This window comes from Leclercia sp. 29361 (assembly GCF_011290365.1).
Classification (GTDB): domain Bacteria; phylum Pseudomonadota; class Gammaproteobacteria; order Enterobacterales; family Enterobacteriaceae; genus Enterobacter; species Enterobacter tamurae.
This window is the reverse complement of sequence record NZ_CP049786.1, coordinates 434,897-454,948: the sequence shown is the minus strand read 5'-3', so window position 1 is coordinate 454,948 and position 20,052 is coordinate 434,897. Positions and strand designations below refer to the sequence as shown.

Genomic DNA, 20,052 nt, shown 5'->3' with positions numbered 1-20,052 from the left:
ACAGGTTCTACACTTATCAAAAATCCTGTAAGGAAATGCCTATGCGCATCCTGCCCGTCATCGCCGCCGTTGCCGCTGCATTTCTGGTTGTTGCCTGTAGCGCTCCCACCCCGCCCCAGGGCGTGACTGTCGTCCGGCCCTTCAACGCCCAACAGTTCATGGGCACCTGGTATGAAATCGCCCGTTTTGACCATCGCTTTGAACGTGCCCTGCAAAAGGTAACGGCCAATTACAGCCTGATGAGCGACGGCGGGATCCAGGTTATTAACCGGGGCTACAATCCTGAGCGCGGCATGTGGCAAAAAGTGACGGGGAAGGCGTACTTTACCGGCGCGTCTGACACCGCCGCGCTGAAAGTCTCTTTTATCGGTCCTTTTTATGGCGGCTATAACGTGATTGCGCTGGATAGGGATTACCAGCATGCGCTGGTGTGCGGGCCTAATCGTGACTACCTGTGGATCCTCGCCCGCACACCGACGATTTCAGATGAGATGAAACAGCGGTTACTGGCTTCTGCCACCCGTCAGGGCTTTGATATCAGCCAGCTGGTCTGGATTGAACAGCCCCATTAATGGGTGCTGAGCTTCAACCCAATAATGCCCGCGACAATCAATGCGAGGCTGGCGATACGCGCCAGGCTCGCAGACTCACCCAGCAGTAAAATGCCGGTAATGGCCGCGCCTACTGCACCAATCCCCGTCCACACCGCATAAGCCGTCCCTACAGGCAGCGAACGCATCGCCCACGAGAGCAGCACAATGCTCACTATCATCGCAGAAACGGTAATAATGCTGGGAGTGAGACGCGTAAACCCGTGGGTGTATTTCAGGCCAATGGCCCAAACCACTTCGAGTAAACCGGCAATAAAGAGAATAATCCAGGGCATACAGGCTCCTTAACTTAAACAACAGTTGGGGCCGTCCCCGATGAGAGAAGCGCTTACAGGTCGTCCCGTAAGGCAGGTGAACGATTTATTGTGAAGAGCATGAATTCATTTTTCAACTGCTTTGTTTCAGGCATCACTTCAGCGGCTGAAAGCAAGAAATAGACGTAATTAGCAACGAAATTCCTTCATTTATAACTCATCCGACTTCTTTACTATGAGCTACTTCCTGAAAGCAGGAAGCGACAACACTTTGCCGATTGCGAAAAACAAATGTTCAAAATTCTTTTGATTGACCGGTGTCATTACACCCGCATGGGCCTGGAAATTTGGATCAATCATTCAGGGCTGTTCCCCTCCCCCGTTTTGGTGACGGGCCTCAACAATCTCTTTCTGGCCAGGGAGCATATCCTGCAATGGAAACCGACGCTGGTGATTGCAGATTTGCAGGGGTTTACGTCAGATATTCAGCATATCCAGCAGCTCTCTTCTCTGATGAGCGCCAGTGAAACCGTGCCTTTTGTTTTGCTGCAATCAGATGAGCAACCTGAAACCTCGGCCTTTATGAACACCTTTCCTCTGTGGGCATCGTTGGCCAAAAAGACCTCGCTGGAGGTTCTGGCGCAAACCATTAATGAGGTATTGGCCTCACAGGAAATCAGTGAACCTGCGGTGGTCGCGACGCCATTGCTGACGCGTCAGGAAGAGAAAGTGTTAACGCTATGGATGGACGGGGCCAGCAACCAGAAGATTGCCAGTAAGCTGAGCATTCACGGAAAGACGGTATACACCTACAAGCGCAATATACGGATGAAATTGCACATGGATACGCGGTACTCGCCGTTTTTATCGCTGCCCTGACAGGTAAAACTGAGGGTACGGCGACGTATTCAGCCCCGTACCGCCCAAGATTACTGCTGTGCTTTAGTTGCCGCACCAGAGATCGCGCTACCGCCAGTGGAGATATCCTCACCGACGCCGCGAGTGGTATTACAGGCAGTTAGTACTGACGAAAGCACCAGAACAGAAAAGATCGCTACAAATGTTTTCTTAAGCATAATGTCTTCCTTTTTTAGCCAAAGTTATTGTGTACAGCAACATAAGCATAGCCAGGATCCCGGCGAGTGACGGAAAAGGAAGAATTTTTAGGAAAAGTAGAAAGAATCAGGAGGCGGCGCGCGAAATAGCGTGACCCAGACTTTTAATGTCTTCCCCGACGCCACGGGCTGTGTTGCATCCGGAAAGCAGAGAACTGGCAAGAACCATCAGCAGTAAAATTTTGATTGTGTGCTGCATCGTCCATGAACCTTCTTTAGGGTGATAAGGCGCAGCAGAACACTGCGCCTTCCGTCCCGGAGTGAATTACTTCACGCGAGAAACGTATTCACCAGAGCGGGTATCTACTTTGATGATTTCGCCAGTCTGGACGAACAGTGGAACTTTAACCACTGCACCGGTAGACAGCTTGGCTGGCTTACCGCCAGTACCTGCGGTGTCGCCTTTCAGACCTGGATCGGTTTCAACGATTTCCAGTTCAACGAAGTTTGGTGGGGTCACAGCGATAGGCTGGCCGTTCCACAGGGTTACGATGCACTCCGCCTGATCCAGCAGCCATTTAGCGCTATCACCCACGGCTTTCTCGTCAGCAGACAGCTGCTCAAAAGTGGAGTTGTTCATGAAGTGGTAGAATTCACCGTCGTTGTAGAGGTAGGTCAGGTTCATATCAACAACGTCTGCGCCTTCAGCGGAGTCGGTGGATTTGAAGGTTTTCTCTACACGGGTACCGGTCAGCAGGCGACGCAGCTTAACGCGTGCGAATGCCTGACCTTTACCTGGTTTAACGAATTCGCTGGCTTCAACCGCGTACGGTTCGCCGTCCATCATGATTTTAAGACCGGCACGAAAATCGTTGCTATAGTAAGTCGCCATAAGGCCCTCTGAAATTGTTAACTGGTAGCTAAGCCACAAAATGGCGCATATTGTAACCCTAAACACCCCATCCAGAGAAGATTGGTTATTGCAACTTGCAGATGTAATCACCAGTCCTGATGAACTGCTGCGTCTTTTAAATCTGGACGCTGATGAAAAACTCCTCGCCGGACGTGATGCGAAACGCCTGTTTGCCCTGCGTGTTCCGCGTGCTTTTGTGGCTCGTATGGAAAAAGGTAATCCTGACGATCCGCTTTTAAAACAGGTACTCACCGCGCAGGATGAGTTTATCGCTGCCCCCGGTTTTAGCACCGATCCCCTCGAAGAACAGAACAGCGTAGTACCCGGTTTACTCCACAAGTACCGCAATCGCGCGTTACTGCTGGTTAAGGGTGGCTGCGCGGTAAATTGTCGATATTGCTTCCGACGTCACTTCCCGTACGCCGACAATCAGGGTAACAAGCGCAACTGGCAAGCGGCGCTCGACTATATTGCCGATCATCCTGAGCTGGATGAGATTATCTTTTCCGGCGGCGATCCTTTGATGGCGAAAGATCACGAGCTGGACTGGCTTATCACCCAGCTGGAAGCGATCCCGCATATCAAGCGATTACGCATTCATAGCCGTTTACCGATTGTGATCCCGGCGCGTATTACCGACGCGCTCAGCGCACGGCTGGCGCGAACGTCGCTGCAAATCTTGCTGGTTAACCATATTAATCACGCCAATGAGATAGATGCGGACTTCCGCGCGGCAATGACGCGTCTGCGGCAGGCCGGGGTGACGTTGCTGAATCAGAGTGTGTTGCTGCGCGGGGTGAACGATAACGCCCAAACGCTCGCTAACCTGAGCAACGCGCTTTTCGATGCGGGCGTGATGCCCTATTACGTTCATGTGTTGGACAGAGTTCAGGGTGCAGCACACTTTATGGTCGAAGATGATGAAGCCCGGGCGATTATGCGCGAACTGTTAACCCTGGTTTCTGGTTATATGGTGCCTAAACTGGCGCGTGAGATTGGTGGCGAACCGAGCAAGACACCGCTGGATTTGGGATTGAAGCAGAAATCATAGACGTTGGTGAGTTATTCATTATCACCGGTTGAATGATGCGTGCAGCCGGTGATGAATAATCATCTCAGTGAGTTAAGATTAAAACTAAAACATAATGACATTAATTATAAAAATAATTATTTCAATCAATAATATAAGCACAAGTAAAAAGGCCATCCAGTCAGGGATAGCACGCATATTCATTCGCCCTGGCACAGCTGTCGACGTGTTAGTTGAGTCCGTCTCTCTTATTGCTGGTGAAAGTGGGATTGCCGTCGATAAGCATGACTGATGGGCCAGCGTGCTAGTTTCCTCTGCGTCACTCTTCTCAATAATTTTAATCACCACGTCAGAAGATAACGTGAACCCTTTTCGCCTTACGGTAACGACAATATCCTCCTGCAGCCCGGCTTTTTTTAATGATTTACGCAACAGTGAAATATTCTGATAGAACGTATTATGAGAAACAACAATTCCTTTTGCCCCCCACACATGTTCCAGAAAATCTTCACGAGAAACAACATGCCCCTGTCGTTCAACCAGCAGCTGCAGGCAGCGTGCAGTGGGTATATTAAGCAGGATCGCTTCTTCATTTTTGATAAGTGGGATAAGCTCACTATCATTCACGTTAAAAATAACAGCATCATTAATAATTGCATTTTTAAATATCATATAACTTTTCCAGTCTTCCTTAACTGCATGAAGTTATTATTAATTCCGAGTATTTCTTGCACAGAAATTAAAATATTCGTCCATATGAACAAAAGAGGACCTTATCGATATGAACAGAGAAATAGTAAAATTTCACATATGAAAGTCCGTATTCAGACTGGAGAATAAAGCGCAAGAGCGCTATGCTATGCAACACTTTTTTCCTAAATTTTGGGTTAACATTCATTTAATCGAAGATGTAACGACATCAGAATCTACCATATGAAAACATAATAAATATTTATAATATCAAAGCAAAGCATATATAATTCTACCTCCCCCCCGAATGCATATCAGTTATGAATGTATAGCTGAGCATTTTCTTATTTTATTACCCAAGTAATTGCTCTCTTTTATCGTTCTGTTCTAAGCTCCACGTCTGGCTTTAATGCCTGTAAGACAACTAACAGGAATCAGTTATAGACGTATGGAGGCCGTGTTTCATATCGATATGGACTTTTGTGAAATTTTTATACTCAGCATGCCTCAGCTCTGCAAAAAATACTTTTTCTACAGAAGCGACCATTGCATTGTTTCCGTACATGGAATCCCGTTATTAGTCTGCATACATGAACGTTGACTGAACTGATATCTTTAAATAATGTTGGATATCCACGTTTTCCTTATCATTTAATAAGTGGTATTACATGTTAAAGAATATTTATCGCAAGGAAGCGATCGAATATAAGCGACTCCATTGGAAGGGTAAGGCATTATTACTGGCAGGCATGCCCGCCTGGATAATTACGTCGCTGTCGCTGATGTTCCTTACTGCACTAGTAGCAGCTATGGTTTTTTGTACCTTCACCCAGCGCGTTGATGTTACTGGTGAGGTTATCACGCTACCGCATTCAGTAAATGTCTATGCTCCTCAACAGGGCTTCGTCGTCACGCAATATGTTAAAGTGGGCGATATCGTCACGAAGGGACAAGACTTATATGAAATAGATGTTTCTCGTTCAACATCCACCGGAAACGTGAGCGATGCGCAAATTGAAGTGATTAATGAAAAGATCATCAATGCGAAAAGCATCATTGAAAAGCTCATTTATAATAAAGCAGAAACGACAGCATCACTTGAAGAACAAAGAAAAACAGTCAGCAAATCATTGACAGAAACAAACCAGATGCTGAAAAACACGCAATCTGGTTTAAAGAAAATGCACGACAACCTGACAAGCTATGACAAGTATCTGAAAGACGGCCTGATTACCAAAGATCAGTATAACTATCAGCACTCGCTTTATTTCCAGCAACAAAGTGCATATCAGTCATTAGTTAGTCAGAAAATGCAGTTAGAATCGCAGATCACCCAAATCAATAGCGATCGGGTGACCAAGGCTGCGGATTTTGACAATCAGATATCCAGTCAAAATAATCAAATTAATGATTATAAAAATCAACTTGTTGAAACCAATGCCAGCGGCAATGCTATCATTAAAGCGACCACAGAAGGCAAAATTGAATCTTTAGCTGTCACCAAAGGCCAAATGGTTGATAAGGGTAGCAGTCTGGCGCAAATCAAACCAATTGGTAACGTTGAATATTATCTTGTGTTATGGCTCCCTAATAATACGATCCCTTATGTCAAAATTGGGGATACCATTAATATTCGCTATGATGCGTTCCCGGCAGATAAGTTTGGCCAGTTCCCAGGCAAGGTCTTATCGATATCATCGGTCCCGGCTTCACGCCAGGAGATGTCAGAATACACAAATGCTAACGTTGGAGTTAACCAACAAGAACTTGCTTTATATAAAACGATAGTGAAAATAAAAGACAAAGCATTTAAGTATAATGGCAAAGATCTTCACTTATCGAATGGGTTAAAAGCCCAGGCTATTGTCTTCCTGGAAGAAAGGCCCCTGTATATGTGGATGTTTACTCCTTTCTATAAAATTTATCATAGCCTGAGCGGGCCGATAAATGAATAACGAATTATTTGCAACCATCATCGCAAAGATTAACTTCTCAATGCGTAAAAAAACGCCCGTCATCCTGCAATCTGAAGCGGCAGAATGTGGTATTACTTGTCTGGCCATGGTTTGTGGTTTCTATGGTCTGGATATTGATCTGTTCAACTTCCGTCAACGCTATGGCAGTGCTTCTCACGGCGTATCTTTGCTTTCTTTAAGCAAAACAGCTGAAAACGCTGGATTAAAATGCCGCGCACTTTCGCTTGATTTGGATGAAATAAGGCAACTTAAATTGCCTTGTATTCTTCACTGGGGCATGAACCACTACGTCGTACTTACTAAAGTACGCAAGTCGAGTTTCGTGATAAACGATCCGGCGATGGGAAAACGTATTATTGGCATGCAGGAGATGTCCAATAACTTCACAGGCGTTGCGCTTGAGCTCTGGCCTGACCAAAATTTCCAGCAGGAGAAGGCAAAATCTCGTCTTCGCCTGCTGGATCTCATGCGCAATATTGTTGGTCTGAAATCCGTTTTAGTGAAGATTTTTGCTTTCTCAGTGGTCGTAGAAGCCATCGGATTGCTATTACCTATTGGTACGCAACTGGTGACAGACCATGTCATCATGGCGCACGATCAAAGCCTGCTGTCGGTAATTTGTATTGGTTTGGTGTTCTTTACTCTGTTCCGGACTTTCATCAGCATGTTGCGCGCCTGGACTTCACTGAAATTGAATACATTAACCAATATTCAATGGAAGACGACGCTATTCGAGCATTTGACAAAATTACCGTTGTCATTCTTTGAAAAACGTCACTTAGGGGATATTCAGTCGCGTTTTTCATCGCTTGATACTATTCGCTCAACTTTTACCAATAGCATCGTCACCGGCATCATTGACTCGATCATGACCATTGGCCTGCTTATTATGTTGACGCTATATGGCGGTTGGCTTGTATGGGTCGTTGTGGGCTTTACGCTATGTTACGCCATCATGCGCCTGGCAACATATCGCTTCTATCGCCGTGTTTCAGAAGAGCAGGTCATAAAAGGGGCGCGCTCCAGTTCACACTTTATGGAGTCGCTTTACGGTATTTCGACCATCAAAGCGTTGAATTTGAGAGAAAGACGTTCTCAGCACTGGCTAAATATTAATATCGACGCCTGTAACGCAGGAATTAAGCAAACCCGATTCGATATGATGTTTGGCGGTATCAATACCTTCATCTCATCCATTGATCAGGTTGTTGTGCTTTGGCTCGGTGCCATTATGGTTATTGATAACAGTATGACGCTGGGGATGTTTATGGCGTTTAATGCCTATCGTGGCCAATTCTCACAGCGTGCATCCAGCTTGATTGATCTTGTGATGCAGCTGCGCATGTTGTCACTACATAATGAACGCTTGTCAGAAATCGTGTTCAGCGAACCCGAAAAAGAGTTAGCGACACGTCGGGTCTTTCCGGAGAATGCAGGTGTCAGGCTTGAGGTTAAGAACCTGAGCTACCAATATGATCCCTTCTCTCAGCCCATCTTTTCAAACATGAATATTGTTGTTGAGCCTGGGGAGTCTGTCGCATTAATCGGTCCATCCGGTGTCGGAAAAACCACGCTGTTAAAAGTCATGTGCGGGTTGCTTTCACCCACAACAGGCGACGTGTTGGCCGATCAACTTGATATCCAAAAAATTGGCCTGAACAATTATCGCCTGGGCACCGCCTGCGTTCTGCAAGAAGACAGGCTATTTTCAGGCTCGATCAGCGATAACATCTGCGGTTTTGAAGATAACGCGGAGAGTGACTTTATTATTGAATGTGCCCGTCGTTGCAATATACATGATGAAATCATGAAAATGCCAATGGGCTACGAGACGATGGTCGGTGAGCTGGGATTAGGCATTTCCGGTGGGCAAAAACAGCGCATACTGATTGCCCGCGCGCTTTATCGTAAGCCCAGCATTCTTTTCATGGATGAAGCAACCAGCCATCTGGACCTCAGTAACGAATCCGCCATTAACCAGGCCATTTCCGATCTGAGCATCACCAGAATTATCGTTGCGCATCGGCCATCAACTATCGCATCCGCTGATCGGATTATCGACTTGTCCCAACGCAATATAACGGCTTTAGCGTAAGAGTATAAAGGAGCGCCTCATGCAAGGAACAATGAAAGGTTTCAATACCGCAGTAATTAAAAACGGCGAAGAGTTATTTGCTTTAGCCTTGAAAATCAAAAAGCAAGACGATCGGTGCCAACTTTATTATCTGCAGCCCGTGGTTCTCTTCGATCTGTTGCAAATTCTACTGAGCAGACTCGCAAAAATCACCCAGCGGGCCACAATCGAGGGAGAGAGTTACCAAAGTAACCTGATGGCAAGCAGCGAAGCGCTTGTCACCAATATTCCACAAATCGATATGACTGAACTGCAGCAACCGGATTCAGCAAGACGCATTGCCTCATTAACGTTAAAACCGGGTGATACTCATTTCTCGATAATTGCTGTTTTGCAAAATGAAAGCATCGAAGTATTGACGTTGGATGATACGCAGGTTGGGATGATGCTGGTTGGCATTCAACAAGCCCTGCACAATTCAGGTGATGAAAAGTTATTAACCCATATAAATTCATATCTCGATCATCTCGTTCTGTATGCCACAGACATGACAGGCATACCACGGATTGATTACCAGCAATTTGAATATCCGGAGTGGAAGCACACTCTCTTCTCGCACCATCTGGCGGTGCTGTACTGTTTCGCTACCGAACAAGGAGAGAAGATTCTGTCAGGTGCCGTAATTAAGACCAGCGTTGAGCATCGCTCTGAACGTGAAGTTAGCATTGCCCGCTTACTGGCGGAAAGATGCCCTAAACTCAAAGCTTTTAGCGATAAATACCCAATGACGCAAGTGATGACCCGAGTGATCCCAGCCCCACAGGGCAAAATAGCCTCCCTGGACGATTGTTTATTACCATTGCGTACATTCTGCCAGGAGATGCAAATGAATCAGGGTTCCTCTACCCTTCAGTAGATCATTAATCACATCGACAATATTTAATGCGATAAGGTTGTTTTACCTCGTTCACAAGGTAGAACAACCTTTTTTATCAAAATGATGTCTGAAGAACTCTCAGTTCGGACATTTGTAGACTTGCCCGTTCATTTCGCTATCAGTTGGGACAAAGCTGGACAACAGACCTTCTGTCGGGCTGCTAACGCCATAGATAACGTTCCCGCCCATTGCTGCGGCCTGGTTACGAAGATCGTTAGCGGCTCCACGCATGGAGCCACCTTCAGCACCATGCTGCCCAGAAAGCCAGTTTCCTTGCTTACCGGTTGCGGTCCCTACTAACTGACATTCTGCCCCAGGCTTATCTTCTGAGAAGCGTACTTTCTGGCCATCAGCACTCAGTTCGTTGCTGTGGCTGCAACCCACCAGCAGTAGCGCTGCAACTACTGTTCCTGCCAGATATTTCTTCTGCATGTTTTCCCCATAATCAATGAGCTGGACACCCCAGTCCAGATACCCTTTTATACTAAAAAGACGAGCAAAAGAACATCACAGGATCACCTCTGATCGATAAAGCCCCGAAGTTCAATGCGGGTCGGGTAGGAAAAGGAACTTAAAATGACTTCATCACCACTCTATTCCTCCTGTTACGTTATTCTCGTAATATGAATTGGAATATTTTATGCGATATTATTAGGGCGCTACTAAATAACTAGCAAGGTTAAACAGCATCTTAGTAATTATTCATGCTTTTTTTATACTCCCCTTTAGATAATTCAGTCAACATTGAGCGCTTCACATTCTTTCAACAATAAATCAGATGTAATTCATTAAAGCCACACTCTTTTCCCACGTTAAATTAGCCGTCGGTAATCCTCTCATCTGCACTCTGGCAGAGTTGAGTTGAGCACTGAAAAGTATAAAGTCGCATTCCTTAACCGCCGACTTTTTGCTTTAACGTAAGTAAATACCTTTAAAGACCAGAAAATTTAAAACAAAAGGATTGTTTAAATGAAAAAAAATATTCTCGCAGCATTGATCGCTACTGGCAGCCTGATTGCGTTTAATGCAAGCGCTAATGACGGAACCGTAAACTTTGTTGGCGACATTACCGATGGCGCTTGTACTGTTGACGTACAAAACTCCGGCGCAAAAACCGGTAATGTCACTTTAGGTTCCGTACCAAAATCTGCGTTTACCGGTACCGGTTCTACTGCAGGTGGTAACTCTGGTCTGGCTGCAATTAACGTCTCTCTGTCTGGTTGCCCAACCACCAAAACTAACGCCTATGTGACCTTCGACGGTGACTATTTCGGCGGCAGCAACGATTACCTGCAGCTGACTAGCTATGGCACAACGGGTATTGCGAAAGGTGTTGCTGTAAAACTGCTGGACTCTAGCGGCAACCACCTGAAACTGGGTCAAAGATCAGCGGCCATTCCACTGACTGCTGGTGCTGCTAACGTTGCCTTCAAAGCAACCTATGCTCAGGTTGAAAGCACTATTGCTGCAGGTACTGCAAACGCCGTTGCAACTCTGCTGGTATCTTATTAATGATAAGAGCCTCTCATTTCGGTGAGAGGCTTTCTATTTAAATAGTGGTGCACAATGCGATTAATTTCTCAATTATCAATAATTCTCCCTCTGTTTCTGATCTCCGCTTTCGCTTCTGCGGGAGTCCAGATAGGAACGACACGCATCGTTTTTATCGAAGGGAAAAAAGAAGCCAGTGTCTCCCTCGATAATCTGGACAGTACACCCTATCTTATTAAATCCTGGGCCGAGAACGATAAAATTGCAGGTTCTCATTTCCTGGTGACACCGCCACTGTTCCGTCTGGAAGGTAAGCAAAAAAATGTGGTCCGTATTTTTAAAGTTGATGGTGCACTCCCGGCAGATCGTGAATCACTGTTTTTCTTTAACACGACGGCTATCCCGGCCAGTACGGAAGATACCAGTCGCAATACGCTGCAGATCGCTGTCAGAACGAAGCTTAAACTTATTTTCCGACCAAAGGCATTAAAAGATGATATACCAGTCAATTATGCGGGAAAACTGACCTGGCAAAAGAAGAACAATACTATAACCGTAAGTAATCCATCGCCCTATTACATTAACTTTATGAGTGTAACGGTAAATAACATTCCAGTTGAATTAAAAGAAATGAACTATGTTGCGCCTTTTTCATCGGCAACATACGAATTAAATAACGCTAAGATGGGTAGTGGAAAAATCGAATGGATAGCGATTAACGACTTTGGCGGTCAAAGCAATACCTTTCAGAGTACGTTTTAACTCCAGATAATAATATATTAAAAAATAGAATACACCGGGGTCAAGGGAATGATGACGAAATTTAGACTATCTCCATGTTTTTTAGCTTTACTCGGCATAGGCTTATTAAGCTCTTCAACCGTATCGTTTTCTCGTGAATTTTTCAATCCGGCGTTTCTGACCAACATGAATGGTTCAGACAAGAATCCCGATCTGTCTGTCTTTGAAACCGAGAATTCCCAAGGCCCTGGAAAATACAGGATCGATATCATCATCAATGATGCGACACTTGAAACAACAGATATTGATTTTTTTTCAATAGCTGATAAAAGTGCTGACTATTTGAATGAGAACGATCCAGCAACAAATCTTTATCCTTGTTTTTCAGCACAAAGATTAGCGGGCTATGGTATCCGCACGCGCGCTATTCCCACGCTAAAAACCGACAGCAATGGTTGCGTCATTATTAAATCAATACCTGATGCAACAGTTGATTTTAACTTCAACTTGCAAAAAATCATACTCAGCATCCCGCAAGCCGCCATTTCTACAGTAGCTCGCGGATATGTCGCCCCTGAAAGGTTTGATCAGGGAATTAATGCTTTATTTTTGAATTACCATTATAACGGAAATAATAGTTACTCACGTAATAATGACATAGAAGATCAACAAACGCATAGTGTTAATTTATTACCAGGGTTAAATTTTGGGCCATGGCGCCTGAGAAACTTCACTACCTGGAATAAAAGTGACAGCAATAAAGATAACAGTGGACGTTGGGATACTGTCTATACGTATCTTGAGCGCAATATCATCGCGCTGAGAAGCAACTTAACATTAGGTGAAAGTTCATCTGAATCGGATGTATACGACAGCGTGCCTTTTCGGGGTCTCCAACTCGCTTCAGATGATTTCATGGATCCTGAAAGTACTCAGGGCTATGCCCCTGTTGTACGTGGTATCGCAAAAGGTAACGCGAAAGTCGTTATCAAGCAAAACGGTTACGTTATTTATCAATCTTTTGTACCACCTGGTGCGTTTGAGATCACTGACCTCTATTCCACTGGTGGCAACGGCGACTTGAATGTCACCATTGAAGAAGCCGATGGCAGTCAACAGAATTATGTTGTGGCCTATGCCTCGCTGCCCGTGTTGCGCCGTGAAGGCAACTTAAAATACGGCCTTACAACCGGGCAATATCGTTCATCGGATAGTAGCGTTGACTACACGCCGTTTACTCAGGCAACGGCCAGCTATGGTTTAGCGCTTAACACCACAGCTTATGGCGGTGCCCAGCTGGCATCAAAGTATCAATCCATCGTTATGGGTCTGGGTAAAAACCTGGGTGAATTTGGTGCGGTCTCGCTGGATTTAACGCAGGCCTGGTCAACTAAAAAAGATGAAGATAAAAATTCAGGGCAGTCCCTGCGTGTTCGCTACAGTAAAAACCTGAACGATGTCGGCACCAACATTTCTATTGCGGGTTATCGCTATTCAACAAGTGGCTTTAGCACCCTGTCAGAAGTGATGGAAACCTATCGCGATGACTACCGTATCTATACATCCGATCGCGTTAAAAACCGCACTGAGATTACTGTCAGTCAAAGTCTTGGCGATGATTTAGGCTATGTGAACATCGGCGGCGTGATGGAAGATTACTGGAACGAACGTCGCCGTAACAACACGCTCAATATCGGTTATAGCAACAGCTGGAAAGGAATTACCTACAACCTTAACTATTCGCACAACCGTAGCTCCAACGATAACGCTGGAAATGGGCGCCATTACGCAACCGATAAATTGTTCTCGCTCAATGTGAACGTTCCATTGGAACGTTGGTTATCCAATACCTGGGCGACGTACGGATTAAATACCAGCTCCCCGGGCTCAACCAGCAACAGTGTGGGCATTTCCGGTATTGCGCTTGAAGATCATAACCTGAACTGGAACATGCAGCAGCAGTATGACAACCGTGAATCTGGTAGTGGTAACGCTGGTCTTGATTATAAAGGCACTTATGGGGAGGTTTTCGGCAGCTATAACTACGATAAAAACTGGCAGCGTGTGAACTACGGTGCAAGCGGCAGCATCATCGCACATGCCGATGGTATTACTGCGGGCCAATCTATCAGCGATACCACAGCCTTGGTTAAGGCACCTGGCGCAGAAGGCACCCGGGTCTCTGGTAATACAGGCGTCAAAACTGACTTCCGTGGTTATGCCGTTGTGCCTAACGTCAGCATGTATCGTCAAAACGACGTGGTTCTTGATACCGAAACTATGCCAGATGATGTGGAACTGGATACCACAACGGCAACGGTAATTCCTACCCGCGGCGCTATTGTTCTGGCTGAATATATTGGTAAAAAAGGTATTCGTGCGATGCTGCAGCTGGTTGATGGTCAGAATAATTACATTCCGTTTGGTGCAATCGTGACGAACATGAATGGTGTAAATGCCAGTGAGAATAGCAGTATTGTTAGTGATAACGGTCAAGTCTTTATGACTGGTCTGCCGCAATCCGGTTCACTGATCGTGAAATGGGGCAAAAAGGCGACGCAGGCGTGTAGTGCAGCGTACCAATTCCCGGATACCGATAACAGCATCGGTATTAAACAGACGAAGCTGACCTGTCGCTAATACTTTAAAAGGATTTTGCTATGACGAAATATTTACTCGCTTTTGGGACTGTTTTTTTAGGAATTTGTAGCCAGGAGGTTTTTGCAGATGCAACAGGTTGCATCGTTCTTGATGGAAAAACGTATAACGTTAACCTGACCTCCATGCCAATCGATCCGGATGTAGCTGTAGGAACGGTCCTTTATACGGAGCGCCTTGATACAACAGGGCCAAAAATTACTTGCCCCATTAATTCCTCCCGAGGAAAATACAGCTCGAAAATGCTGGGTAATTTTACCACCGTTACGGGTACTAACACTTACGGTAATATTTATGCAACTGGGATCACTGGCATCGGGATTCAGATTCGTGACCTTATGCAATCGGCCAAAGGCATTCCCTACTCAACCAGTATGACCCCGAATGAATTACTTGGCTGGGGAACTGATAAAAAAACAATAGTCAGTTTTATAAAAACGGGCCCAATAGGTACTGGTAAAAGTAAAACAGGGCAAGCTGCTCAGTTCCAGGTTGATAGCTGGATTCTTGCCAAAATCGCCGTCAACGTTTCATTTAGCTGGATAACAAAAAGTTGCGTCGCCGAGCCAAATTCGCGAATTCAAAATATTCAACTTGGTAAACCTTCAGCTAAATCATTTACGTCGATTGGCAGTACGTCGGATGATAAGTCTTTCTCCGTAAAGCTTAAATGCAAAGAAGATGCTGTACCTGTATATGTTTCCTTTGAACCAAGTACTGGAAGTAGCGGAACAGGCCTATTAAATATTGACTCCAACGTTGATGGTGCAGCTAGCGGCATAGCCGTTGAAATTTTAAATGGCGGGGACAGAACACCATTAGCATTCGATACTGATAAAAAATATCACACTGCTGTTGAACAAACGATAGAGATCCCGCTTATTGCCCGTTATAAAAGAACCGGAACAGTGATTCCTGGTACAGCCAATGCCGCAATGACTTTCACAATCAACCAGTATTAATTTAGCTTGCATTAAGTATAAATAACATTTGGAGCGCTATTGTCGGATCTAATAATAGAATATAATTAACCTCATAAAGCAGAAAACTGCAAACAACCATATAACATTAATATGCTGTATGCATGCTTTATTCTTATGAGTTTATTAATCAACAGAGATTATTATCCGTAATTAAAATTATATATCAACATTCATCCAGGTAATGATTATCTGATGAAAGTAATCGTTTCAACATAGTATAGGAAATTATATGAAAGAGTTATCTGTATTTGAAATGGAATCCATTGCAGGTGCCTACAGCTGGGACTTCTCTTCCGTTGGCTCCGCCCTGGGAAGTATCGTTTCAAACGGATTCGAGTGTGTTACATCCGCACTGGTATTGGGAGCAGCTTCTGCTAACTACGGCAGCATGATCGGGGGTTCTCATGGTGGGGATGGCGGTGGTCTGCTGGGCTTCGGCGTCATCGGTATGGCTATCGGTGGTGCCTGGGGTGTGGCAGTAGGCGCAATCACTGGCGCAATTCAGGGCGCAATGTTGGGCTGGGAAGCCTCATCCAAGGTTGCCATGGATTGTTACGCGGGAATCATCAACGGTACGACTGGTATTTATTAATCGCGTAGTTAAAGAAATACTCGTTAAAGTTAGAAATTAACTAACAAGCTATACGCTTATATTAAGGGAATATGATGAAAGAATTATCTATTGTAGAAATGGAATCCATTGCAGGTGCCTACAGCTGGGACTTCTCTTCCGTTGGCTCCGCCCTGGGAAGTATCGTTTCAAACGGATTCGAGTGTGTTGCATCCGCACTGGTATTGGCAGGAGCTTCTGCTAACTACGGCAGCATGATCGGGGGTTCTCATGGTGGGGATGGCGGCGGTCTGCTGGGCTTCGGTGTCATCGGTATGGCTATCGGTGGTGCCTGGGGTGTGGCAGTAGGCGCTATAACCGGTGCAATTCAGGGCGCAATGTTGGGCTGGGATGCTTCATACAAGGTTGCTATGGATGGTTATGCGGGAATCATCAACGGTACGATTGGTATTTATTAACCGAATGTAAGTTTCAACTATTCTAAGCACACTTTTTAGTGTGCTTTTTTATTCCTGCATATACGCAGAACCAGCAATAAAGGGATCTGATATCTTCAATATTAGAAAGAGATGTAAAAGAAAAACCCCCGATCATTTCTGACCGGGGGTTTATTCATTTCTGCGAGGTGCAGAACAACATGATTACATCATGCCGCCCATGCCACCCATGCCGCCCATACCACCAGCAGCACCTAAATCAGGCGCGTCACCTTTTGGCAGGTCAGTAACCATGCACTCGGTGGTGATCATCAGGCCAGCAACAGAGGCCGCGTACTGCAGAGCAGAACGGGTCACTTTAGTTGGGTCCAGGATACCGAAGTCGATCATGTTGCCGTATTCTTCGGTAGCAGCGTTGTAACCGTAGTTACCTTCGCCAGCTTTCACCATGTTCGCTACAACAGATGGCTCTTCACCAGCGTTGGAAACGATCTGACGCAGTGGAGCTTCCATTGCGCGCAGCGCAACTTTGATACCCACGTTCTGGTCTTCGTTCTGAGCGGTCAGGCCAGTCAGTTTCGCTGCAACGCGAACCAGAGCAACACCACCACCGGCAACCACGCCTTCTTCTACCGCAGCACGGGTCGCGTGCAGGGCATCGTCAACGCGTGCTTTCTTCTCTTTCATCTCAACTTCGGTAGCTGCACCGACTTTGATAACTGCCACGCCGCCTGCCAGTTTCGCTACGCGCTCCTGCAGTTTTTCACGGTCGTAGTCAGAGGTCGCTTCTTCGATCTGCTTACGGATCTGAGTAACACGGCCCTGGATTGCATCTTCTTCACCCACGCCATCGATGATGGTGGTGGTGTCTTTGTTGATAACAACGCGTTTTGCCTGACCCAGATCTTCCAGCGTCGCTTTCTCCAGCTCCATACCGATCTCTTCAGAGATAACGGTACCGCCAGTCAGGGTTGCGATATCCTGCAGCATCGCTTTACGACGATCGCCGAAGCCAGGTGCTTTAACCGCAGCCACTTTCACGATGCCACGCATGGTGTTAACCACCAGGGTCGCCAGCGCTTCGCCTTCAACGTCTTCAGCGATGATAACCAGCGGCTTACCTGCTTTCGCAACGGCTTCCAGCACTGGCAGCATTTCGCGGATGTTGGAGATTTTTTTGTCAGCCAGCAGGATGAACGGGCTTTCCAGCTCAACAGCACCAGTTTCTGGCTTGTTGATGAAGTATGGGGACAGGTAACCGCGGTCGAACTGCATACCTTCAACCACGTCCAGTTCGTCTTCCAGACCAGTACCGTCTTCAACGGTGATCACGCCTTCTTTACCGACTTTATCCATCGCTTCAGCGATCAGTTTACCTACGGTTTCGTCGGAGTTAGCGGAGATGGTACCAACCTGAGCAATGGCTTTAGAGTCAGAGCACGGTACGGACAGTGCTTTCAGCTCTTCAACTGCAGCAATAACCGCTTTGTCGATACCACGTTTCAGATCCATCGGGTTCATACCCGCAGCTACAGCTTTCAGGCCTTCAGTGATGATCGCCTGCGCCAGTACGGTTGCAGTAGTGGTGCCGTCGCCTGCAGCGTCGTTCGCTTTAGAGGCAACTTCTTTCACCATCTGGGCACCCATGTTTTCGAACTTGTCTTCCAGCTCGATTTCACGCGCTACGGAAACGCCATCTTTGGTGATGGTCGGCGCGCCGAAGGATTTGTCCAGAACCACGTTACGGCCTTTCGGGCCCAGGGTCACTTTAACTGCGTCTGCCAGTACGTTTACGCCGCGCAGCATTTTCACACGAGCGTCGTTACCGAATTTTACGTCTTTAGCTGCCATTTTAATCTTTCCCTTAAATTCGTATGTTCAGTGTCGTTCGCGGATTACGCTTCAACAATTGCCAGAATGTCGCTTTCGGACATGATCAACACTTCTTCATTGTCGATCTTCTCGGACTTCACACCGTAGCCATCGTTGAAAATGACGATGTCACCAACTTTAACGTCCAGAGGCTGCACATTTCCGTTTTCCAGAATGCGACCCTTACCGACAGCGATGATTTCGCCACGAGTTGATTTTGCTGCTGCAGAACCGGTCAGAACGATGCCGCCAGCAGATTTGGTTTCAACTTCTTTACGTTTGACGATCACACGATCATGTAACGGACGAATACTCATTGATAGCTCTCCTTTGAGAAAGTCATTATCAGTTATGGGTGACGCCGGGCCGTAAGCGGTTTTCCGGCTAGTGCCCTGAGAGATGGGGATGGGGTTTTACCCCTTCAAGGGGTAGTCGAAAAAAAATTTGTGAAAGTGTTACCATCGCCTCTCTTTTGACAGGGGCAGGACAACGGAATGAGTGGACTCAAACAGGAGCTGGGACTCGCGCAGGGTGTTGGCTTACTTTCAACCTCTTTATTGGGCACGGGGGTATTTGCCGTGCCGGCGCTGGCAGCCCTGGTCGCGGGTGATAACAGCCTCTGGGCATGGCCGGTGCTCATTGTGCTGGTGTTCCCGGTGGCGATTGTATTTGCCATTCTCGGGCGGCACTTCCCGAGTGCCGGTGGGGTAGCGCATTTTGTCGGGATGGCGTTTGGCCCACGCCTGCAGCGCGTCACCGGCTGGTTATTCCTCTCCGTGATCCCGGTGGGCTTGCCTGCCGCCCTGCATATTGCGACAGGTTTTGGCCAGGCGCTGTTTGGCTGGCATGATGCGCAGCTGTTGCTGGCCGAGCTGGGTACGCTGGCGATTGTCTGGTGGGTCGGCTCACGCGGGGCCAGCTCCAGCGCTAACCTGCAAACCCTGGTGGCGGTGCTAATCGTAGCGCTGATTGCCGCCATCTGGTGGGCGGGCGATATTCAGGTCACAGAGATCCCCTTCCCGGCGATAAGCGATATCGACCATTCGCAGCTTTTTGCTGCTCTTTCCGTCATGTTCTGGTGTTTTGTCGGCCTGGAGGCCTTTGCGCACCTGGCATCGGAGTTTAAACAGCCGGAACGCGATTTCCCGCGGGCGTTGATGATCGGCCTGCTGCTGGCGGGCACGGTCTACTGGGCCTGTACCGTACTGGTCCTTCGCTTCACCGCCTATGGGGCCGATATGGCAGCCGCGGCCTCGCTGCCGGGCATTGTGGTGCAGCTGTTTGGTGTGAAGGCGCTGTGGGTCGCCTGCGTCATTGGCTATCTCGCCTGCTTCGCCAGCCTGAATATTTACATCCAGAGCTTTGCCCGACTGGTGTGGTCCCAGGCACTGTATAAACCCGAAAGCCGCCTCGCACGTCTGTCCAGACGTCAGTTACCCCTGAACGCCCTGAATGCGGTGCTGGGCTGCTGCGTGTTAAGCACGCTGGCGATCTACTGGCTGGATATCAATCTCGATGCGCTAATCGTCTATGCCAACGGCATCTTCATCATGATCTATCTGCTGTGCATGCTGGCGGGATGTCGACTGCTGAAAGGCCGCTATAAAGCGCTGGCCGTTGTCGGTGGGGTGCTCTGTTTACTGCTGCTGGCGATGGTGGGATGGAAGAGTCTGTACGCCATTCTGATGCTGGCGGGGCTGTGGCTGTTGTTGCCTAAGCGTGGTGCCATCTGACTGCCGGATGGCGCTGTGCTTATCCG

At 47.0% G+C, this 20,052-nt stretch carries 21 protein-coding genes; 13 read left to right on the top strand and 8 right to left on the bottom strand.

The features are described 5' to 3' along the window. The first annotated feature begins 41 nt into the window (after positions 1 to 41). On the top strand, positions 42 to 572 hold the full coding sequence (gene blc / locus G7090_RS02170; protein WP_166181375.1) for an outer membrane lipoprotein Blc: 531 nt from the start codon (positions 42 to 44) through the stop codon (positions 570 to 572). Here the strand turns inward: blc and sugE are convergent. Further along, positions 569 to 886 carry a quaternary ammonium compound efflux SMR transporter SugE gene (sugE, locus tag G7090_RS02165; protein WP_106994027.1) on the bottom strand — a complete coding sequence of 106 codons (318 nt, stop codon included), beginning with the start codon at positions 884 to 886 and terminating at the stop codon, positions 569 to 571. The genes blc and sugE overlap by 4 nt on opposite strands. A gap of 270 nt (positions 887 to 1,156) precedes the next feature. Between sugE and G7090_RS02160 the strand changes: the two genes are divergently transcribed. Then, positions 1,157 to 1,744 (top strand): LuxR C-terminal-related transcriptional regulator, encoded by a 588-nt coding sequence (locus G7090_RS02160; RefSeq protein ID WP_166181374.1) that lies wholly within the window; start codon positions 1,157 to 1,159, stop codon positions 1,742 to 1,744. Between the two features lie 50 nt (positions 1,745 to 1,794). Here the strand turns inward: G7090_RS02160 and ecnB are convergent, their stop codons facing one another. From ecnB to efp, 3 genes are all read right to left on the bottom strand, one after another. Next, positions 1,795 to 1,941 carry a lipoprotein toxin entericidin B gene (gene ecnB, locus G7090_RS02155; protein ID WP_106994025.1) on the bottom strand — a complete coding sequence of 49 codons (147 nt, stop codon included), beginning with the start codon at positions 1,939 to 1,941 and terminating at the stop codon, positions 1,795 to 1,797. A gap of 106 nt (positions 1,942 to 2,047) precedes the next feature. Then, positions 2,048 to 2,179 carry an entericidin A/B family lipoprotein gene (locus G7090_RS02150; RefSeq protein WP_106994024.1) on the bottom strand — a complete coding sequence of 44 codons (132 nt, stop codon included), beginning with the start codon at positions 2,177 to 2,179 and terminating at the stop codon, positions 2,048 to 2,050. A 66-nt stretch (positions 2,180 to 2,245) separates the two neighbouring features. Then, complete coding sequence (gene efp, locus G7090_RS02145; RefSeq protein ID WP_032616155.1) at positions 2,246 to 2,812, bottom strand: elongation factor P; 567 nt, start codon at positions 2,810 to 2,812, stop codon at positions 2,246 to 2,248. Positions 2,813 to 2,852: 40 nt separating this feature from the next. Between efp and epmB the strand changes: the two genes are divergently transcribed. Continuing rightward, positions 2,853 to 3,884, top strand: a complete 1,032-nt coding sequence (epmB, locus tag G7090_RS02140; RefSeq protein ID WP_166181373.1) for an EF-P beta-lysylation protein EpmB — start codon at positions 2,853 to 2,855, stop codon at positions 3,882 to 3,884. Positions 3,885 to 3,968: 84 nt separating this feature from the next. Here epmB and G7090_RS02135 read toward each other — a convergent pair whose 3' ends face one another. Further along, positions 3,969 to 4,535 (bottom strand): winged helix-turn-helix domain-containing protein, encoded by a 567-nt coding sequence (locus tag G7090_RS02135; protein ID WP_166181372.1) that lies wholly within the window; start codon positions 4,533 to 4,535, stop codon positions 3,969 to 3,971. A gap of 686 nt (positions 4,536 to 5,221) precedes the next feature. Here G7090_RS02135 and G7090_RS02130 point away from each other — a divergent pair. The 3 genes from G7090_RS02130 to yjeJ are packed head-to-tail and all read left to right on the top strand — an operon-like array spanning position 5,222 to position 9,519. Then, a complete protein-coding gene (locus tag G7090_RS02130) occupies positions 5,222 to 6,508 on the top strand; it encodes an HlyD family secretion protein (protein ID WP_166181371.1) in 1,287 nt (428 codons plus the stop codon). Next, positions 6,501 to 8,624, top strand: coding sequence for a peptidase domain-containing ABC transporter (locus G7090_RS02125; protein WP_166181370.1), 2,124 nt, complete (start codon positions 6,501 to 6,503; stop codon positions 8,622 to 8,624). The genes G7090_RS02130 and G7090_RS02125 overlap by 8 nt, the downstream gene beginning before the upstream one ends. Before the next feature lie 19 nt (positions 8,625 to 8,643). After that, entirely contained in the window at positions 8,644 to 9,519 is an 876-nt protein-coding gene (yjeJ, locus tag G7090_RS02120) for a YjeJ family protein (protein ID WP_166181369.1), read from the top strand. A gap of 99 nt (positions 9,520 to 9,618) precedes the next feature. Here the strand turns inward: yjeJ and G7090_RS02115 are convergent, their stop codons facing one another. After that, complete coding sequence (locus tag G7090_RS02115; RefSeq protein ID WP_166181368.1) at positions 9,619 to 9,972, bottom strand: DUF4156 domain-containing protein; 354 nt, start codon at positions 9,970 to 9,972, stop codon at positions 9,619 to 9,621. A 537-nt stretch (positions 9,973 to 10,509) separates the two neighbouring features. Between G7090_RS02115 and G7090_RS02110 the strand changes: the two genes are divergently transcribed. The 6 genes from G7090_RS02110 (at position 10,510) to G7090_RS02085 (ending at position 16,442) form a co-directional block, all read left to right on the top strand. Further along, positions 10,510 to 11,052 (top strand): fimbrial protein, encoded by a 543-nt coding sequence (locus G7090_RS02110; protein ID WP_166181367.1) that lies wholly within the window; start codon positions 10,510 to 10,512, stop codon positions 11,050 to 11,052. Between the two features lie 54 nt (positions 11,053 to 11,106). Continuing rightward, positions 11,107 to 11,793 (top strand): molecular chaperone, encoded by a 687-nt coding sequence (locus G7090_RS02105; protein WP_166181366.1) that lies wholly within the window; start codon positions 11,107 to 11,109, stop codon positions 11,791 to 11,793. Between the two features lie 48 nt (positions 11,794 to 11,841). Next, entirely contained in the window at positions 11,842 to 14,412 is a 2,571-nt protein-coding gene (locus tag G7090_RS02100; protein ID WP_166181365.1) for a fimbria/pilus outer membrane usher protein, read from the top strand. A 20-nt stretch (positions 14,413 to 14,432) separates the two neighbouring features. Next, complete coding sequence (locus G7090_RS02095; RefSeq protein ID WP_166181364.1) at positions 14,433 to 15,392, top strand: fimbrial protein; 960 nt, start codon at positions 14,433 to 14,435, stop codon at positions 15,390 to 15,392. A gap of 250 nt (positions 15,393 to 15,642) precedes the next feature. After that, positions 15,643 to 16,005, top strand: a complete 363-nt coding sequence (locus G7090_RS02090) for a hypothetical protein (protein ID WP_166181363.1) — start codon at positions 15,643 to 15,645, stop codon at positions 16,003 to 16,005. A gap of 71 nt (positions 16,006 to 16,076) precedes the next feature. Continuing rightward, positions 16,077 to 16,442, top strand: coding sequence for a hypothetical protein (locus G7090_RS02085; protein ID WP_371811775.1), 366 nt, complete (start codon positions 16,077 to 16,079; stop codon positions 16,440 to 16,442). Positions 16,443 to 16,625: 183 nt separating this feature from the next. Here the strand turns inward: G7090_RS02085 and groL are convergent, their stop codons facing one another. Both groL and G7090_RS02075 read right to left on the bottom strand, forming a co-directional pair. Further along, entirely contained in the window at positions 16,626 to 18,272 is a 1,647-nt protein-coding gene (groL, locus tag G7090_RS02080) for a chaperonin GroEL (RefSeq protein WP_106994021.1), read from the bottom strand. 44 nt (positions 18,273 to 18,316) lie between these two features. Next, a complete protein-coding gene (locus G7090_RS02075; protein ID WP_032616151.1) occupies positions 18,317 to 18,610 on the bottom strand; it encodes a co-chaperone GroES in 294 nt (97 codons plus the stop codon). A gap of 177 nt (positions 18,611 to 18,787) precedes the next feature. Between G7090_RS02075 and yjeH the strand changes: the two genes are divergently transcribed. Next, positions 18,788 to 20,026 (top strand): L-methionine/branched-chain amino acid transporter, encoded by a 1,239-nt coding sequence (gene yjeH, locus G7090_RS02070; RefSeq protein ID WP_166181362.1) that lies wholly within the window; start codon positions 18,788 to 18,790, stop codon positions 20,024 to 20,026. Positions 20,027 to 20,052 lie beyond the last annotated feature (26 nt).

Excerpts from the sequence above, each read along its gene's own strand:
- blc (WP_166181375.1), top strand. The coding sequence starts at position 42 with ATGCGCATCCTGCCCGTCATCGCCGCCGTTGCCGCTGCATTTCTGGTT.
- sugE (WP_106994027.1), bottom strand. The coding sequence starts at position 886 with ATGCCCTGGATTATTCTCTTTATTGCCGGTTTACTCGAAGTGGTTTGG.
- G7090_RS02160 (WP_166181374.1), top strand. The coding sequence starts at position 1,157 with ATGTTCAAAATTCTTTTGATTGACCGGTGTCATTACACCCGCATGGGC.
- ecnB (WP_106994025.1), bottom strand. The coding sequence starts at position 1,941 with ATGCTTAAGAAAACATTTGTAGCGATCTTTTCTGTTCTGGTGCTTTCG.
- G7090_RS02150 (WP_106994024.1), bottom strand. The coding sequence starts at position 2,179 with ATGCAGCACACAATCAAAATTTTACTGCTGATGGTTCTTGCCAGTTCT.
- efp (WP_032616155.1), bottom strand. The coding sequence starts at position 2,812 with ATGGCGACTTACTATAGCAACGATTTTCGTGCCGGTCTTAAAATCATG.
- epmB (WP_166181373.1), top strand. The coding sequence starts at position 2,853 with ATGGCGCATATTGTAACCCTAAACACCCCATCCAGAGAAGATTGGTTA.
- G7090_RS02135 (WP_166181372.1), bottom strand. The coding sequence starts at position 4,535 with ATGATATTTAAAAATGCAATTATTAATGATGCTGTTATTTTTAACGTG.
- G7090_RS02130 (WP_166181371.1), top strand. The coding sequence starts at position 5,222 with ATGTTAAAGAATATTTATCGCAAGGAAGCGATCGAATATAAGCGACTC.
- G7090_RS02125 (WP_166181370.1), top strand. The coding sequence starts at position 6,501 with ATGAATAACGAATTATTTGCAACCATCATCGCAAAGATTAACTTCTCA.
- yjeJ (WP_166181369.1), top strand. The coding sequence starts at position 8,644 with ATGCAAGGAACAATGAAAGGTTTCAATACCGCAGTAATTAAAAACGGC.
- G7090_RS02115 (WP_166181368.1), bottom strand. The coding sequence starts at position 9,972 with ATGCAGAAGAAATATCTGGCAGGAACAGTAGTTGCAGCGCTACTGCTG.
- G7090_RS02110 (WP_166181367.1), top strand. The coding sequence starts at position 10,510 with ATGAAAAAAAATATTCTCGCAGCATTGATCGCTACTGGCAGCCTGATT.
- G7090_RS02105 (WP_166181366.1), top strand. The coding sequence starts at position 11,107 with ATGCGATTAATTTCTCAATTATCAATAATTCTCCCTCTGTTTCTGATC.
- G7090_RS02100 (WP_166181365.1), top strand. The coding sequence starts at position 11,842 with ATGATGACGAAATTTAGACTATCTCCATGTTTTTTAGCTTTACTCGGC.
- G7090_RS02095 (WP_166181364.1), top strand. The coding sequence starts at position 14,433 with ATGACGAAATATTTACTCGCTTTTGGGACTGTTTTTTTAGGAATTTGT.
- G7090_RS02090 (WP_166181363.1), top strand. The coding sequence starts at position 15,643 with ATGAAAGAGTTATCTGTATTTGAAATGGAATCCATTGCAGGTGCCTAC.
- G7090_RS02085 (WP_371811775.1), top strand. The coding sequence starts at position 16,077 with ATGATGAAAGAATTATCTATTGTAGAAATGGAATCCATTGCAGGTGCC.
- groL (WP_106994021.1), bottom strand. The coding sequence starts at position 18,272 with ATGGCAGCTAAAGACGTAAAATTCGGTAACGACGCTCGTGTGAAAATG.
- G7090_RS02075 (WP_032616151.1), bottom strand. The coding sequence starts at position 18,610 with ATGAGTATTCGTCCGTTACATGATCGTGTGATCGTCAAACGTAAAGAA.
- yjeH (WP_166181362.1), top strand. The coding sequence starts at position 18,788 with ATGAGTGGACTCAAACAGGAGCTGGGACTCGCGCAGGGTGTTGGCTTA.